The sequence below is a fragment of the Variovorax sp. M-6 genome (assembly GCF_052114385.1).
Lineage (GTDB): Bacteria > Pseudomonadota > Gammaproteobacteria > Burkholderiales > Burkholderiaceae_C > Variovorax.
The window spans coordinates 1-15,732 of record NZ_JBFREQ010000063.1; the positions used below are offsets into that span (position 1 = coordinate 1).

The 15,732-nt window shown below is 65.8% G+C and carries 21 protein-coding genes and 1 pseudogene; 17 read left to right on the top strand and 5 right to left on the bottom strand.

Annotation, left to right across the window (positions count from 1 at the left end; genetic code table 11):
- The 10 genes and pseudogenes from AB4Z46_RS34235 to AB4Z46_RS34280 form a co-directional block, all read left to right on the top strand.
- Positions 1-359: tyrosine-type recombinase/integrase (locus AB4Z46_RS34235; protein ID WP_442288006.1), on the top strand; the 359-nt coding region annotated here is incomplete at its 5' end.
- Positions 360-537: 178 nt separating this feature from the next.
- Complete coding sequence (locus AB4Z46_RS34240; RefSeq protein ID WP_442288007.1) at positions 538-942, top strand: hypothetical protein; 405 nt, start codon at positions 538-540, stop codon at positions 940-942.
- A gap of 178 nt (positions 943-1,120) precedes the next feature.
- Entirely contained in the window at positions 1,121-1,627 is a 507-nt protein-coding gene (locus AB4Z46_RS34245) for a hypothetical protein (protein ID WP_442288008.1), read from the top strand.
- A gap of 102 nt (positions 1,628-1,729) precedes the next feature.
- Complete coding sequence (locus tag AB4Z46_RS34250) at positions 1,730-2,530, top strand: endonuclease NucS domain-containing protein (protein ID WP_442288009.1); 801 nt, start codon at positions 1,730-1,732, stop codon at positions 2,528-2,530.
- A gap of 48 nt (positions 2,531-2,578) precedes the next feature.
- Positions 2,579-2,854: a hypothetical protein gene (locus tag AB4Z46_RS34255; RefSeq protein ID WP_442288010.1), complete on the top strand. Its 276-nt coding sequence runs from the start codon at positions 2,579-2,581 to the stop codon at positions 2,852-2,854.
- A 31-nt stretch (positions 2,855-2,885) separates the two neighbouring features.
- Positions 2,886-3,320, top strand: a pseudogene (locus AB4Z46_RS34260) (DDE-type integrase/transposase/recombinase); the annotation flags it as partial.
- Between the two features lie 349 nt (positions 3,321-3,669).
- The gene (locus AB4Z46_RS34265; protein WP_442288011.1) at positions 3,670-4,713 is read left to right on the top strand and encodes an ABC transporter substrate-binding protein; all 1,044 of its coding nucleotides are present in this window, start codon (positions 3,670-3,672) and stop codon (positions 4,711-4,713) included.
- Positions 4,713-5,519: an ABC transporter ATP-binding protein gene (locus AB4Z46_RS34270; protein ID WP_442288012.1), complete on the top strand. Its 807-nt coding sequence runs from the start codon at positions 4,713-4,715 to the stop codon at positions 5,517-5,519. Before AB4Z46_RS34265 ends, AB4Z46_RS34270 begins: the two co-directional genes overlap by 1 nt.
- 14 nt (positions 5,520-5,533) lie before the next feature.
- Positions 5,534-6,400, top strand: coding sequence for an ABC transporter permease (locus AB4Z46_RS34275; protein WP_442288013.1), 867 nt, complete (start codon positions 5,534-5,536; stop codon positions 6,398-6,400).
- Between the two features lie 25 nt (positions 6,401-6,425).
- Positions 6,426-7,094 (top strand): cysteine hydrolase family protein, encoded by a 669-nt coding sequence (locus tag AB4Z46_RS34280; protein ID WP_442288014.1) that lies wholly within the window; start codon positions 6,426-6,428, stop codon positions 7,092-7,094.
- A 56-nt stretch (positions 7,095-7,150) separates the two neighbouring features.
- Here AB4Z46_RS34280 and AB4Z46_RS34285 read toward each other — a convergent pair whose 3' ends face one another.
- The 4 genes from AB4Z46_RS34285 to AB4Z46_RS34300 are packed head-to-tail and all read right to left on the bottom strand — an operon-like array spanning position 7,151 to position 10,965.
- Complete coding sequence (locus tag AB4Z46_RS34285) at positions 7,151-7,930, bottom strand: SDR family oxidoreductase (protein ID WP_442288015.1); 780 nt, start codon at positions 7,928-7,930, stop codon at positions 7,151-7,153.
- 23 nt (positions 7,931-7,953) lie between these two features.
- A complete protein-coding gene (locus AB4Z46_RS34290) occupies positions 7,954-8,961 on the bottom strand; it encodes a 2Fe-2S iron-sulfur cluster-binding protein (protein WP_442288016.1) in 1,008 nt (335 codons plus the stop codon).
- Positions 8,962-8,994: 33 nt separating this feature from the next.
- The gene (locus tag AB4Z46_RS34295; protein WP_442288017.1) at positions 8,995-9,474 is read right to left on the bottom strand and encodes a GlcG/HbpS family heme-binding protein; all 480 of its coding nucleotides are present in this window, start codon (positions 9,472-9,474) and stop codon (positions 8,995-8,997) included.
- A gap of 30 nt (positions 9,475-9,504) precedes the next feature.
- Entirely contained in the window at positions 9,505-10,965 is a 1,461-nt protein-coding gene (locus AB4Z46_RS34300) for an aldehyde dehydrogenase family protein (RefSeq protein WP_442288018.1), read from the bottom strand.
- A gap of 164 nt (positions 10,966-11,129) precedes the next feature.
- On the opposite strand from AB4Z46_RS34300, the gene AB4Z46_RS34305 reads away from it, so the two are divergent.
- Genes AB4Z46_RS34305 through AB4Z46_RS34330 form a run of 6 tightly spaced genes read left to right on the top strand, consistent with a single transcriptional unit; the run spans position 11,130 to position 14,548 of the window.
- Positions 11,130-11,873, top strand: coding sequence for a TenA family transcriptional regulator (locus AB4Z46_RS34305; RefSeq protein ID WP_442288019.1), 744 nt, complete (start codon positions 11,130-11,132; stop codon positions 11,871-11,873).
- Between the two features lie 36 nt (positions 11,874-11,909).
- A complete protein-coding gene (locus AB4Z46_RS34310; protein WP_442288020.1) occupies positions 11,910-12,215 on the top strand; it encodes a 2Fe-2S iron-sulfur cluster-binding protein in 306 nt (101 codons plus the stop codon).
- A gap of 22 nt (positions 12,216-12,237) precedes the next feature.
- A complete protein-coding gene (locus tag AB4Z46_RS34315) occupies positions 12,238-12,531 on the top strand; it encodes a ferredoxin (protein ID WP_442288021.1) in 294 nt (97 codons plus the stop codon).
- A 37-nt stretch (positions 12,532-12,568) separates the two neighbouring features.
- Positions 12,569-12,868 carry a 2Fe-2S iron-sulfur cluster-binding protein gene (locus tag AB4Z46_RS34320; RefSeq protein WP_442288022.1) on the top strand — a complete coding sequence of 100 codons (300 nt, stop codon included), beginning with the start codon at positions 12,569-12,571 and terminating at the stop codon, positions 12,866-12,868.
- The gene (locus AB4Z46_RS34325) at positions 12,865-13,614 is read left to right on the top strand and encodes a sulfite exporter TauE/SafE family protein (protein WP_442288023.1); all 750 of its coding nucleotides are present in this window, start codon (positions 12,865-12,867) and stop codon (positions 13,612-13,614) included. The genes AB4Z46_RS34320 and AB4Z46_RS34325 overlap by 4 nt, the downstream gene beginning before the upstream one ends.
- A 19-nt stretch (positions 13,615-13,633) precedes the next feature.
- Entirely contained in the window at positions 13,634-14,548 is a 915-nt protein-coding gene (locus AB4Z46_RS34330) for an ornithine cyclodeaminase family protein (RefSeq protein ID WP_442288024.1), read from the top strand.
- A 13-nt stretch (positions 14,549-14,561) separates the two neighbouring features.
- Here AB4Z46_RS34330 and AB4Z46_RS34335 read toward each other — a convergent pair whose 3' ends face one another.
- Entirely contained in the window at positions 14,562-15,230 is a 669-nt protein-coding gene (locus AB4Z46_RS34335) for a GntR family transcriptional regulator (protein WP_442288025.1), read from the bottom strand.
- Between the two features lie 339 nt (positions 15,231-15,569).
- Here AB4Z46_RS34335 and AB4Z46_RS34340 point away from each other — a divergent pair.
- On the top strand, positions 15,570-15,732 hold a 163-nt coding region (locus tag AB4Z46_RS34340; RefSeq protein WP_442288026.1), incomplete at its 3' end, for a helix-turn-helix transcriptional regulator.

The following is a 15,732-nucleotide window of genomic DNA, read 5'->3' on the forward strand; positions in this document are numbered from 1 at the left end:
AAGGCCAGCGGGATCACCTCGGGGCCAAGGCCAGCGGGATCACCTCGGGGCCCCTCTTCCGGCGCATCCTCAAGAACGGGAAACTCGGCACCGACGGGCTCTCGGGGACGGCGGTGCGGGACATCGTGAAGGCGCGGTGTGCGCTGGCGGGGGTCGGAGAGGATTTCTCGGCGCACTCGCTGCGGTCCGGATTCGTGACCGAGGCGGGTCGGCAGAACATGCCTCTGCAGGAGACGATGGCCATGACGGGGCATCGGAGTACGGATACCGTGGCGGGATACTTCCGCACTGGAGCCGCCCAGGTGAGCGCGGTGGCAAGGATGATGGACTCGGGCAAGCAGAAGTCCGACAAAGCTTGAGTGGCGCTATGTGACCGGAGATGTCCGGTGATCAACGCCGGAGCTGGCGGAGCCAGGCGTCGAAAGAGGGGTTGGGCCGACAATCGAATCAGTCCATTTTTGCGCGCAATCGGGCCTTGCAGGGTCTAGGCCGGAAGCGAGAGCCGTTCGGCGCGAACGCCAACCAATGGTGACAGACATGAGCATTCCAGTCGAATTCCAAGACTTGGCGGAGGTCATGACGCGGTACCGCTTTGCCTACCTGCTGACGGCCAGCGCGCATGGCGCGCCGCATGCGGTCGCAGTGGTGCCGATGCTCGAAGGTAGCGTACTGGTGATTGACGGCATCGGCCATCGCACACGCAACAACCTGATCCAGCAGCCCGCCGTCGGGCTCATCTGGCCGCCGCGGGAAGAGTCCGATTACTCCCTGATCGTCGACGGGCAAGCAGCCCCGGATGGCGAAATGCTGCGGATCACGCCGAGCCGAGCGGTGCTGCATCGACCCGCGCGCCGACCCGACCCGATCGAACAGGGGGCCTGCGGATCGGATTGCGTAGAACTGAAGGTGCCAACCGTTGCTACAGACTTCGGCCTCCCCTGATTCCGGCGGCCGCCGCAGCGTCGTTCGCCGCGGGCACGGTCCATCGATGCAGCTCCAGCCCCGACGGCCTCGAACTCGGATAGCGGCCTGCAAAAGCGATCGCGATTCAGACATACGGCCCAGTCCTACCGTGCTTTGGTGCTGGGCGCGTACGTGGACTGGCCTGGGGTGATCGGAATTGTCGTGCAAATCGGTGCGCTTTGGATCGAAAAGTCGTGACGCGACAAGGACTTACGAACTTGGGCTTTCCGCGCAAGACTTTTCGGAAGTCCTTGGTTTCAAAGGAGAGTTTCGGCCCTACCTTGTCATTCCGCACCGAAAGTACGATCACCACACCCTTGGCGGGGCGCTCCTCGTCGGCACCGTGACGACGGCGATCGCGCCCTGGATCATCCGGAAGGTGGTGGGACGCTGGAACACCGAAGTTCGGCACTACCGTCAGGCCGGGCTTGAAGCGCCCCTCGCGACCAGCCTCGGGCCCGTCGCACTCGGCGCCTTTTTTGGAACGCTGAGCCACCTGGTGCTCGATGGCTTCATCCATGGTGACATGTCCCCCTTCGCTCCGTTGATTGCTGCCAATCCCGTTCTGCGCTTGATCGAGGACGACACGGTCTACCGCGCATGCGCGGCAGCGGTAGGCGTCGGGCTGGTCGCATGGCTGGCGCACAGGCGCTTCGCCCGATAGCAGCAGCCCCCCGCGCGGTGCAGCGGTGAATGCACGGGCAGCGAGCCACAAGAGGCATGCGCCGGCAGCGGCTGTTCAAACCGCTTCAAAACTCGGAGACCTATGGCGAGAACGATCTACGAAAAGCCCACTCGTGCGCTTCTGAAGGACATGCTGTTCGACTGGGAGCTCAAACCTGGTCAGGTTTTCACGACCCCGCGGGTCATCGAGTGGTTCGCGAAGAAATATCCCAAACTCAAGCCAGCGAGCATTCGCGCGCACCTGGTGCAGGCGTCGACGAACGACCGCAGTCGCCTGCATCACACTTCGACCAACGAAACCGACGATTTGTTTGTCAGGGTGGACTCGGGGCAGTTTCGGCTCTATGAGCCTGGCAAGGACCCGGCCCCGATCCACGAGATGATTGAGGGCGATGTCGCGCGGCAGGAGCAAGAGCTCGGCGTCGGCGCGGTTGTGGACGACGAAGGCGAAGCCGAAGCACCACCTGGCTCAACGGAATTCCTGCTCGAAAAGGACCTGCAGCGCTACCTCGCCGAGAACCTTGAGTGCATCGAGCCCGGGCTCAAGCTCTACGAAGACGAGGACCTTCGAGGCATTGAGTTCGAAGCAGGCGGAGGGCGCCGCATTGACATCCTGGCTCAGGACAAGGCCGGCGCCTTTGTTGTGCTCGAACTCAAGGTTTCCCGAGGGTACGACCGCGTCGTGGGCCAGTTGCTGCGCTACATGAACTGGGTCCGCAAGGAGCTTGCCGAGCCAAGTCAGAAGGTGCGCGGCATCATCGTTTGCCGCACGATTTCCGAGGACCTGCGTCTGGCCTGCGCCAGCATCGGGAACGTCGAGCTCTGCGAGTACAAGTTGTCGGTTGCGGTGTCGAAGGTACCGGCGCTCGAGCTGCCCACGTAGATCGTCAGACGAGTCTGGCTAGCAATTTACGCCGGACATCACTACAACATGGCACTTCGCATGGAGGAAGACTATGCGTTCAAAGAGGCTGTATCGACAGCCTTCGAAGGATACAAGCGCGAGATGTCAGGCATTCCACATCGGGAAGGCAGTACGGACAATCCACTCGTGACTTTGTGCGAGAACGTCCTGGGCGCCCTCGCCGAACGCCCTGGTCGCATCTACGAAGGGCGCACGGATGTGGTCACGCCGTTGACGCCCGTCGGCACGATGGTAAAAGAAACCATCGCGGAAGCAACGAGAGCCAAACCCCAGGCGTCGTAGGCGCTTCTACGGTGCCGGGCGGATGCATATGCATGGCGCTGAACTGGACGTCCTGGTGCAAAAGCGCCGCGACAAGGTCGCAGCGAAACGCTTCCTCAAGCGCGTGCTGGCCGCCTGCCCAGAGGCACCACGAAAGATCGTCACCGACCCACTGCGCAGCTATCCAGCCGCGAAAGCCGAGATCGCGCAGCTTGTGACCGTCCGGCATCTGTTCGCGAAGGCCTGCGCACGCGTGAACAACCGTGCCGAGAACAGCCATCAACCCACCCGTGAGCGCGAGCGACGCATGCGGGGCTTTCGCAGGCTCGAGCGCACGCAGTCTTTTCTCTCGAGCTTCGGTCCGATCCGCCAGCACTTCGCACTCAAGCGCCATCTGCTGCGCGCCTCGCTCTACCGCAAGCATCTCGCCGCGCGCTTCGACGCTTGGCGCCCTTTCACGGGCCTCAGCCAAACTCCGTCCACCGCCGTCTGCATCGCAACGGCGCATGCCGATGTTGCGGCCATGGACCGCCAACGTGACAACGCTTTGAACCTCATGGAGTTGGGGTTGTTCTGTAGAAGAAAACGCACTTAAACGGTATACAGTATTCAACCAATGCAAAGATCAGGCCATGAGATAAACGCTCTGAGACGGCTTCAAGCGCGCCTGGATGGTGCAGGAGGTGCTCCAAAGAAGAGCATTTTCAGAGGAGGCAAACTCTCGTCGAGTCGGCGTGCGAATGGGCTTCAGACGCGCCGCCATGCTGCACTGCAAGATTGCTTTCTGGCCCGCGTTTTGCATACTGTATTAACTCATCATCACTTGGAGGTTTTCCATGTCCTTGCTCTCGCGCCGTATACCGGCCCTTGTTCGACTGGTGCCGACGCTCGCGATGGCGGCCGGACTGGTGGGCCTTTCCGGCCAGGTCGCCGCTCAAGCCGCCGCCCAGCCCGCCAAGCCCCTGGCCAAGGTGCGCTACGAGGAAGTGATCCGCTCGGTGCTGTACGTGCCGATGTACGTCGCCTTGAACCAGGGTTACTTCAAGGACGCCGGCCTGGACGTGGGCATGAAGACCTCCCAGGGCACCGACAAGGGCATGGCCGCGCTGTTGTCCGGCAGTGCCGACATCGTGCTGATCGGTCCCGAGGCCTCGATCTATGTAGCCAACAGCGAGTCGCCGGCCAAGCCGAAGATCTTTGCCGGCCTCACCGCGACCGATGGCTTCCTGCTGATGGCGCGCAAGCCGGCGAGCGGCAACTTCGACTGGAGCCAGCTCAAGGGCAAGTCGGTCATGGCCTTCCGTCCGGGCTCGAATCCCGACGTCTTTCTTGAAGCCGCCTTGCGCAAGCACGGCCTCGACCCGAAGAAGGACCTGAAGCTGGTCAACAACATCGGCCCGGCCGCGCGCACCGGCGCCTGGATGGCGGGCCAGAACGACTACGCGATCTTCCTGGAGCCTGAAGCCGGCAACCTCGAAAAAGATGGCAACGGCTACGTCATGGCGTCCATCGGCAGCGAAGTCGGTCCGGTCGACTACACCGTGTTCACCACCACCGACGTCTTCATGCAGAAGAACCCTGAGGTGCTGCAAGCCTGGACCCAGGCCATCGCACGCGCCCAGCAGTACGTGCAGACGGCGCCGGTCGCCGACCTCGCCAGGCAGGTTGCCGAGTTCTTCCCCGGCATGTCTCAGCCGGAACTGGTCAAGGCCATCGAGCGCTATCGCGGCTACAAGCTGTGGAAGACCTCGCCGCTGGTGGAAAAAGCCGCCATCGAGCAACTGCAGGACATGCTCACCGCCAGCGGCGTGCTCGAAAGCGGCAAGCGCGTGAAGTACGAGCAGGTCGTCGTGACCGATTTCGCCAGCAAGGCCAAGTGATGGCGGCGCCGGGCATTTCCGCGGCCGGGCGGCCGCGCATCGACGTGCGCAACGTCTCGCTGCGCTACTTCACGCTGCAGGGGGAGACCCAGGCGCTCGACGACATCTCGCTGGCGGTCGCGCCGGGCGAGTTCGTCAGCATCATCGGCCAGTCGGGCTGCGGCAAGAGCACGCTGCTGTCGATCATCGCCGGCATCCTCGATCCCTCGTCCGGCAGCGTGACCGTCGACGGCAAGCCGGTCACCGGACCGTCGCCGAGCATTGGCTACATGCTGCAGCAGGACTACCTGTACGAGTGGCGCAGCATCCTGGACAACGCGCTGCTCGGCGCCCAGATCCAGAAGCGCAACATGCACGAGGCGCGCGAGCGCGCCATCCACCTGCTGCACAAGTGCGGCATGGGAGATTTCCTGCACCACTACCCGCGCCAGCTCTCGGGCGGCATGCGCCAGCGCGTGGCGCTGGCCCGCACGCTGGTGACCAATCCCGATGTGGTGCTGCTCGACGAGCCCTTCTCGGCACTCGATTCGCAGACCCGCCTGGCGATCGCGGACGAGGTTGTCGAAGTACTGCGAAGCGAAGGCAAGTCGGTGGTGCTGGTGACGCACGACATCGGCGAGGCGATCGCAATGACCGACCGCGTGGTGGTGCTGTCGCGCCGCCCCGGCCGCATCAAGTCCGAGCACCTCATGACCTTTAGCAGCCACGGCAAGCGGCCGACACCCTTCGAGGCCCGCGCCCTGCCCGAATTCAACACCTACTTCGGCACGCTCTGGGACGAGCTCGACGTGCACGTCGAAGGATGACCGTGAGCGCAGAAATGAACGCACCCCCCTCGATGACGATGGCCGCCCAGGCCGCGGTCAAGTCCGACAAGTCGGACAACCCCGGCAAGGCGCCCAGCGCGGCCTACGCGAAGTGGCTGGCGCGCCAGCGTCGCGAGAAAACGCTCGTGCTCGCGAGCCGGCTGCTGCTGCTCGTGGCCTTCTTCGGCCTCTGGGAACTGCTGGCCAAGACCAAGGTGGTCAACCCGATGCTCACCAGCTATCCGAGCGCACTGTGGCCGACCTTCGTCGACCTGCTGCTGCAAGGGAACCTGCTGATGCACACCTGGGCCACCTTCAAGGCGACGCTGGTCGGCTTCGTGCTCAGCATGGTGTTCGGCGTCGCCATCGCGGCGGGCCTGTGGTGGTCGCGCTTTGCCAACAAGGTGCTCGATCCGTTCCTGGTGGTCGCCAACGCGATGCCGAAGATCGCCTTCGTGCCGATCTTCTACATCTGGCTCGGCTCTGAGTACTCGGTATACGGCATGGCCGTCGCCATCGCGATCTTCGTCACCATCATGGTCGCCTACGACGGCTTCCAATCGACCGACCCGAACAAGATCAAGCTGGCCACCACGCTGGGCGCGAGCCGCGCGCAGGTTTTGCGCATGGTGGTGCTGCCCGGCAGCGTGCCGACGCTCATTGCCGCACTCAAGATGAACATCGGCCTGTCGCTGGTCGGCGTGATCGTCGGCGAGTTCCAGTCGGCCAGCGAAGGCCTGGGCTTCCTGATCGTCAATGGCAGCCAGATCTTCAAGCTCAACATCGTGATGACGGCGATCGTGGTGCTGGCGCTGATGTCGGCGCTGATGTACCTCGTCATCGCCCGCGTCGAGAGCGCTCTGGCGCGCCGCTACGGCTGAGCGACTGCCAGTCCAAGGACACCGGATGGAATTCCCCGACTGGATCGTCGACCGCGTCATCGCGCGGCAAGGCACGCTGCACCCCTACCCTCGCTTCGACGCGCGGCGCACCGCCTTCGTGGTGGTCGACCTGCAGAACTACTACACGCAGCCCGGCTTCATGGCCGAGTGCGCGCCGGCGCGCGGCACCTTCGGCAAGGTCAACCAGCTTGCCGCCGCGCTGCGCGAGGCCGGCGGCACGGTGATCTGGGTGCAGACCTGCTCGGACGGCGCCGACAGCTTCTGGTCGCATCACCACGCCTACATGCTGACCCCCGAGCGCAGCACCCGCCGGCTGCTCGAACTCGGACGCTCGCACGCCGGCTTCGAACTGGCACCGGGCCTGGACGCGCGGCCTGAAGACCCGCGCGTCGTCAAGCGCTGCTACAGCGCGCTGGTTCCGGGCTCGTCGTCGCTCGACGACGTGCTGAAGGCGCGCGGCATCGAGACCGTGCTGATCGGCGGCACGGTCACCAACGTCTGCTGCGAGTCGACCGCACGCGACGCGATGATGATGAACTACGCCACCGTGATGGTCGAGGACGCGCTGTCGGCCGTCACGCCGGGCGAGCACATGCAGTCGCTGCACAACTGGATGCTGTTCTTCGGCGACGTCCTGAACGTCGACGAAGTCAGTGCGCGGCTGCGGGCCTAGTCAGTTGAGGAAAAGCAATAGCTGCGTTGCAGTTTCTTGATCTGTCCCGCAAGGCCTCAGAAGGTCCCCGGATAGGCCCCGCCGTCGATCAGCAGGCTTTGCCCTGTGACGTAGCCCGCGTTCGCAGAGCAGACGTAAGCACAGAGCGCGCCCACCTCCTCGGCGCGGCCGAAGCGGCCGGCCGGGTTGTTGCGGCCGCGTTCCTCCCACAGCTGCTCGAAGGCCTTGCCCTCGCTCTTCACCAGCGCTTCGACGTGGTGGCGCTGGGCGTCGGTCGCGAACACGCCCGGCAGGATGTTGTTGATCGTCACGTTGTGGCGCACGGTCTGGCGCGCCAGGCCGGCGACGAAGCCGACCAGCCCCGATCGGGCGCCGTTCGACAACCCGAGCTCGGCCTGGGGCGTCTTCACGCTGCGCGAAACGATGTTGACGATGCGTCCGAAACCACGCTCGATCATCGGGTCGACCGTGCGGCGGATCATTTCGATCGGGCCCAGCATCATGGCGTCGAGCGCGTCATGCCAGTCGGCGCTCGACCAGTCGCGAAAGTCACCGGGCGGCCGGCCGTCGGCGTTGTTGACCAGGATGTCGGGCGCCGGGCAGGCCGCGAGCGCCGCATCGCGCCCCGCAGCGGTGGTGATGTCGGCCACCACGAAGCGCAGCGGCGCAGCGGTTTCGGCCGACAGCTCGGCGGCCGCCGCGCGCAGCGTCGCCTCGGTGCGCGCGGCGATCACGACCTGCACGCCTTCGAGCGCGAGTTGTCGGGCGCAGGCGCGGCCCATGCCACGGCTTCCGCCGAAGACCAGCGCCGTGCGCTGCGAGATGCCAAGGTCCATCGAGACTCCTTGCGTGCCGCGGCTCAGGCCGCGGCGGTGGATTGGAAGGTGAAGCTGTCGCTGTACAGGTGGTCGATGCTGGCATGGCGCGCCAGGAAAGCTCGCCTGGCGTCGCCGATCATCGCCGGCGAACCGCAGAGGTAGATGGCATGTTCCGAAAGATCCTCGAAGTCTGCCTCGACCGCCTGCTGCACGTGCCCGCGCCGGCCACTCCAGCCGGCGCCGGCGCGCGACAGCACGGGCACGTAGCGGAAGTCGCACAGCCGATCGGTCCAGGCCTGGATCTGGTCGTGCAGGTACAGGTCGGCCTCGGTGCGCATGCCCCAGTAGAGGCTCACCGGCGGGCAATCGTCGTCGTCCATGAGCGACTCCAGGATGCTCTTGATCGGCGCCAGCCCGGTGCCGGTCGCCACCATCAGGAGCGGGCGGTAGTCTTCCGCGTGAAAGCAGAAGCTGCCGTGGGGTAGCTCGACGGGCAGCCGGTCGCCGGGCTGCAGGCGGGCGGCGTGCCCGCTCGTGAAGCGGCCCTCCGGAATGCGGCGGATGTGGAAGTCGAGGGCCTGCGGATGCGGCCGCGACGCCATCGAGAAGCTGCGATGGCCGCCCTCCGGCAGCAGGATGTTGATGTACTGGCCGGCGCGATACAGCAGGTCGGCCTCTGGCGGAAGCTCGAGCGCCAGATGCAGCACGTCGTCGCCGAGCGGCCGCACGGCCGTCACCGTGGCGGTGTGGCGCGCCGGCTCGGAGCACGGCGGCAGGCGCCGCGCGGCACTGATCACCAGGTCGCTGGCCGGCCTGGCCTGACAGGCCAGCGCATAGCCCTCGGCTGCTTCGTCGGTCGTCAATCCCGGCGGGAATTCGTCGTAGTCCACCGTGCCTGCGACGAGCTTGATGCGGCAGGTCGCGCAGCCGCCGAAGCGGCATTCGTGCGGCAGCCGGAGTTCGTGGCGCAAGGCGGCTTCGAGCACCGATTCGCCGGGCGCGGCATCGAAGCAGTGCGCCGTCTCGAGCAGCTGGATGCGGAAGGTCATGGTCCGTCTTTCGGTCTTCCAGGCGATGCCGACTTATTTCTTGATGTCGGCCTCGACCAGCACGACGTGGCCCTGGCCTTCGAGGCGCTCGTGCAGGGCCTGCAGCGCGGCCAAGCCGCACTTTGTGTCCTGCTCGCCGTTGCCGCCCGAGAGGCCGACGCCGCCGATGACGTTGCCGTCGACCACGATCGGGAAGCCACCCACGAAAACGGCGAACCTGCCCTCGAAGCTCCACTGGATGCCGAAGGCCTCGTTGCCCGGCAGCGCAGGGCCGTTGGGCAGGGTGTTGAACAGGTGGGTCGAGCGCTTGTGGCCGGCCGCCGTGAAGGCCTTGTTCCAGGCGATCTGCGGCCCCGTGATGCGGGCGCCATTCATGCGGTCCATGGCGATCGGATAGCCGCCGTCGTCGACGATGCAGATGGTTTCGAGCACGCCGATCTCCTGCGCCTTGCGGATGGCGGCTTCGATCATCACGCGGGCTTCTTCGAGTTCGAGCTTGAGTGCGGTCTTCATAGGAAGTTTCTTCGAAAGGAGGAAAGGGGATCAGCAGCCGCGGTAGACGGTCTTGATCTGCGTATAGAACTCGAGACCGGTGCGCCCCGACTCGCGGAAGGTCGAGGTGCTCGAGCGCTTCAGGCCGCCGAAGGGCGCGTTGATCAGGTTGCCAGTGGTGGTGCGATTGATCTTCACCGTGCCCGACTGGATGTCCTGCGCGAAACGGTGCGCATGCACCTGGCTGGTGGTGGCGATGGCCGCCGACAGGCCGTATTCGGTGTCGTTGGCCTTTGCAATCGCATCGTCATAGCTCTCGACCTCGATCAGCGCGATCACGGGCCCGAAAATCTCTTCGCGCGCGATGCGCATCTGCTGCGTCACGTCGCTGAAGATGGCCGGCGCCACGTAGAAGCCGTGGGCGAATTCACCGTCGGTGAGCTGTTCGCCGCCGCACAGCAGCGTGGCCTCCGACTTGCCGATCTCGATGTAGCCGAGCACCGTCTCCAATTGCTTGCGGGTGGCGAGCGGGCCAAGGTCCATGCCCGGCGTCATGCCGCTGCCGATCTTCAGCGTACGCACCCTGGCCACCAGCTTGTCGGTGAAGGCGCCCATCACCGTCTTCATGACCAGCACGCGGCTGGTGCCGGTGCAGGCCTGGCCGCTGAGCGACAGGCCGCCCTTGATGACGAGGTCGACCGCGCGATCGAGGTCGGCGTCGTCCATCACGATCAGCGGATTCTTGCCGCCGAGCTCCATCTGGGTGCGCGTGGTCATGGCGGCCGCGCGGTGGATCTGCTCGCCCGCCGCCGTCGAACCGGTGAACGAAATGGCACGCACGGCCGGCGATTCGGTGATCACCGGCCCGACCTCCGAGGCGCGCCCCGTGATGAAATTGAGCACGCCCTTCGGCAGGCCGGCCTGGATCAGGGCCTCGGCCAGGCGCAGTCCCGACAGCGGCGCGTCCGACGAGGGCTTGAAGACCACCGTGTTGCCGGTGATCAGCGCCGGCGCGATCTTGCGCGCAGGGATCGACACCGGGAAGTTCCAGGGGCTGATGACCGTCACCACCCCGAGCGGCTCGCGCTGGCTGTAGACCACCATGTCCGGGTCGTCCTGCGGAAAGGTCTCGCCCGAAAAAGACTGGCCTTCCACCGCGTAGAAGCGAAGCGTCTGCGCCGAACGCAGGACCTCGTCCCTGGCCTGGGCCATCGGCTTGCCCTCTTCGCGCGTCAGTTCCTCGGCGAAGGCGGCGGCGTTGGCCTCCATGTATTGGGCCGCGGCGTTGAGGATCGCGGCGCGCCTGGATACCGGCGTCTGCCGCCAGCCGTCGAAAGCCGCAGCCGCCGCTGCCACGGCCGCCCTGGCGTCGTCGGCGCACGACGCCTGAAAGCGCCCCACGACCTCCCGCGCGTCTGCGGGATTGATGTTGTCGAAGGTGCGATCGGAACTGCTGGAAACCCAGGCTCCGTCGATGTGGTTCTGGAAGGGTGTCGATGAGGCGTGGGTCATTTCGGCGCGTGGTGGCGGTGGAGTCGATAAAAGAATACTGTATACCAATAGAAATGGCAAGATCAGGAATCTCCTGTGGAGGTAGGGTTGCGATGTTGGTGACTGTTGGTATACAGTATCCGTGCAAACCAATTTCATCTCACCACTCGACACCAGGAGCCCGCATGCCCGCCCTCATGAACCGCGACGAATTCCGGACCGCCCTCGAAAACGCCATCAAGGGCAGGAGCGCCAACACCTCCCCCTTCAGCCTGGCCTGGGCCGGCGGCACGTTGAGTCGCGCGCACCTGGCGCGCTGGGCCGAGAACCACTACCACTACGTCGGCCCCTTCGCCGACTACCTCGGCTACCTCTATGCCCGCATGCCCGACCGCTTCACCGAAGCGAAGGACTTCCTGCTGGCCAACATGTACGAGGAAGAGATCGGCGGCGATCGCCACACCGACCTGCTGATCCGCTTTGCCGAAGCCTGCGGCACCACGCGCGACCGCGTGATCGACCCCGACAACATGTCGCCGACCACGCGCGGCCTGCAAAGCTGGTGCTACGCGGTGGCGATGCGCGAAGACCCGATCGTGGCCGTCGCTGGCCTGGTGGTGGGCCTCGAGTCGCAGGTGCCGTCGATCTACCGCAAGCAGACGCCCACCTTGCGCGACAAATACGGCTTCACCGATGAGGAAGTGGAATTCTTCGACCTGCACATCGTCTCGGACGAGATCCACGGCGAGCGCGGCTACCAGATCGTGCTCGAGCACGCGACCACCGTCGAGTTGCAGCAGCGCTGCCTGAAGATCTGCGAAGTCGGTGCCCAGATGCGCCTGCTCTACACGACGGCCCTGTACCACGACTACGTGGCCGTCGAAGGCGCCGAGGGTGCCGCGCAGCCGGCGGCGCTCGAAACCGCCTGAGTATCCGGCCGATCCGCTTTTCAGACAGCCGCGCGCATGCCCATCATCACCTTCCACAAAGGCGGCCAGGTCTATCGCGACGAGGTCAAGGACAACACCAACCTGGTGGTGCGCGCCGGCATCAAGCAGTTTCCATATCCCCACCTGCGCTACGAGTGCGGCATGGGCAAGTGCTCCAAGTGCGCCTGCCGCGTGCTGGCCGGCGCCGAGTACCTGCCGCCGCCGAACTGGAAGGAAAAGAAACAGCTCGGCGAACGTCTCGATGCCGGCTGGCGGCTGGCCTGCCAGCTCTGGGTGCAGCAGGACATCGAACTGGCGCAAGACGACGCGCTGCCGGCCTGACGACGCCCATTGCCCCTTTGCCATGTACCTGATATTGACCAGCAAACCCGGGCAGTTCCGCACCGAACTCGTCGAGGGCCTGCGGCGCGTCGAGTCCAGCGACTACTTCTTCTTCGGCCGCTGCAAGGCGCGCTTCGTGATCGCGGAGGTCGTGTCGGACTGCCGCGTCACGGTGATCGACGAGACGCCGCCCGAGGTCGTCAACCACGTGCCGATCAAGTTCTTCGAAAAGTTCGAAACCGTCGAACTGGCGCGCGCCGCGCTGCGGCACCTGGTGCACGAAGGCGATGCCGACGTGGTGCTGGTGCCCAGTTGACTCCCATGCCACCGCCCGCGGCGGCCCTTCCCCTTCCATGATCCAGATCACCTTTCTCAGCAACAACGCCAAGGTCGTTTCCGCCCCCGAAGGCGGCAACCTGCTGCGCATCTCGCTGCGCGAACAGGGCGGCATCCCCTTCAAGTGCGGCGGCGGCCTCTGCGGCACCTGCAAGTGCCGCATCGAGAATGGCGCCGAGCACACCGACGCCATCAAGGCCAAGGAAAGGAAGCACCTGTCCGAGGACGAGGTGAAGCAGGGCTGGCGCATGGCCTGCCAGACCTTCGTCAACGGCGACATCGCCGTGTCCTGGCAACCGCGCGAGATCAAGAGATGATCGCTTCACTGCTGCCCGAGGGCATGAGCCTGGGCCACTACGCCGGCATGGCCGCGATGGTGCTGGTGGGCGCCTGCCTGCAGGGCATCGGCGGCGTCGGCTTCGCGATGTTCTCGGCGCCCATCGCCGCCCTGTTCTATCCCGAACTCGCGCCGGGCCCGCTGCTCGCGCTCGGCGGGCCGCTGGCGCTGATGTCGGCGCTGCGCGAGTTCGACCAGGTCGACTGGGGCGCTGCCGGCGTCGCGCTGGTGGGTCGCGTGCTCGGCACGCTGGGCGCCGCGGTGTGCCTGTTGCTCTTGCCCGCCGAACTGCTGACCGTGATGTTCGCGCTGTTCATCCTGGCCGGGGTCGTCCTGAGCCTGAGCGGCTGCCGCATCGACGCCTCGCGCGGCAATATGGTCGGCGCCGGCATCGCCTCGGGGTTGATGGGCACCATCACGTCGGCGGGCGCGCCGCCGTTCGCGCTGGTCATGCAGTACCTGCCGCCGCCGCGGCTGCGCGCCACGCTGGGCTGCGTGTTCTTCTTCGGCGCCGCCTTCTCGCTGCTGATGCTGGCGAGCGTCGGCCGCTTCGGCCGCCACGAGCTGTGGCTCAGTGCCTGGCTGCTGCCATTGATGGTGGCGGGCTTCGCACTCTCGGGGCCACTCAATCGCCGCGTGTCGCGCGGCGCCGTGCGTGGCCTGCTGCTGGCCCTGACAGCCATCGGCGCCATCGCCTTGCTGGTGCGCGAAGCTATCGCCTTCTGACGTTTCGCTGGAGTCCGCCTTGCAACACATCACCGATTCGATGGTCGACGCGCTGGTGACGCCGACCGATGCGCAACAGGTGTTGCGCGATGCCTTCCTGCGCTTCGGCGAGCGCTCGGCCGCCATGCAGGAGCGCATCCGCACTGAGGCCGGCGGCGTCAAGCTCTCGACCTTGGGCGCAGTCATCCCGGGGCAAGGCGTGGCAGGCGCCAAGGTCTACACCACGATCGAGGGGCGATTCTCCTTCGTCATCCTGCTGTTTTCGACCGAGGACGGCCGTCCGCTGGCCTCTTTCGACGCCGGGGCCATCACGCGGCTGCGCACCGCCGCCTGCTCGGTGATCGCCGCGCGCCATCTGGCACGACCCGACGCACGGCACCTGGCGCTGTTCGGAGCGGGCACGCAGGGCCAGGCCCACGCGCTGCAAATGGCGGCCGCCTTCGGCCTCGAAAGCATCCGCGTCTGCACGCCGCGCCCCGCCGCCGGCCTGGCGGAAAGCCTCGCCGGGCAGTGCGGCGTGCCGGTGCGGCTGTGCGATGCCGACGAGGCGCTGGATGGCGCCGACATCGTCGTCACGGCGTCGCGCGCCACCACGCCGTTGTTCCCGGGCGAGCGCCTGCCGATGGGCTGCTTCGTTGCCGCCGTTGGCTCGAGCCTGCCCCACACCCGCGAACTCGACGACGTGGCGCTGTCGCGTGCGGCGCGGGTGGCGATCGAGTGGCGGCCGCAGTCGCTGCGCGAGGCTGGCGAACTGGTGCAGGCCGCGGAAGGAGTGCTGCCCGAGGAAAAAATCGTCGAACTCGCCGAGCTCGTCAGCGGCCAGGCGCCCGGACGCTGTGGCCGGGACGAGATCACGGTCTACAAATCGGTCGGCGTCGGCCTGGAAGACGTAGCGCTCGCCGGCCTCGCCTGGCGCCGGCTTTCCGAACGCTGAGCCGGCACTGTTTTCAGGTGGGCGTCTTGGGCGCCGGCAACTCGGCCGCGCTGTAGACATGGCGCGCGGCCAGCAGCGAGGCCAGTTCGGCATCGCCGGCCACCACGGCGCGCAGGATGGCGGCGTGCTCCTGCCAGTTGGCGTGCATGCGCTCGCGGTTGTTCACGGTAAAGAAAAGCGCCGTGCGCTCGCGCAGCGACCGCATGATTTCCTGCAGCACCGAATTGGCGGCGACGTTGCCCAGCGCTTCATGAAAGTCGAGATTCAAGGCCGAAATGCGGGCCAGGTCGTCGTCGCTCGTGAGCTGCGAGCCCTCGGCCAGGATGCGTTCGAGCTTGGCGATCTGCGCCGGGTCGTGGCGCCGCGCCGCCAGCTTGGCATTGAGCGCCTCGAGCGTCGCGCGCACCTCGACCATCTCTTGGATCTGTTCCTTCGTGAAGGTCGTTACCGTCGCGCCGCGGCGTGGCTCGATGGCGACGATGCCTTCGGCCGCCAGCGCGCGCAGCGCCTCGCGCACCGGCATGCGCGAGACTCCGAGTTCCACCGAAAGGCGGCCCTCGACCAGTCGCTCGCCCGGCGCCAGTTCTCCACTCAGGATGCGGTCGCGCAGCGCCGTCAGGACAAGCTTGGTTAGCGGCGCGTGGCGCTCGCCCAATTTGCCATCGATGTTCAGTGCTTCCATTGCTCCGGCGGTACGCGGTATACGAAATCCCTATTGTGCCCGCTCTCGCTAAACGACCTGAGCGGCCCCGAGACGGCCGTGTGCAAGGATCGGTGAGCGGGCCCGTCACGAAGCACGCCGGCAGTGCGGTTTGACCGGCAAACGGGGGCCCCTCCAGCTCCTTGCTCCGCGCGACCTCGTCCTTGAGCAGGGTCGCGCGTTTTTCTGCGGGTGGCCGGCCGTGGTCGCACTTGCGATCCGGTACAAACGGCAGGCTGTAAACGTGAAAAACAAACTATGCTGCGTATATTTAGAAAACAGTGTATAGTTTGTAAACGGAAAAAACATCTCAAACCTTGTATGCCTGACTTCATCGTTCGCACACCCGAGCAGTTGCCCAACTTGCTCCAGGCGTTTCGTAAGCAAACGGGCATCACCCAAGCCGAGGCCGCCGTTCGACTGGGGGTGACCCAGCAGACGATGTCCGCACTGGAGCGGAACGCGGAGAAGGTCAGCGCTGCCC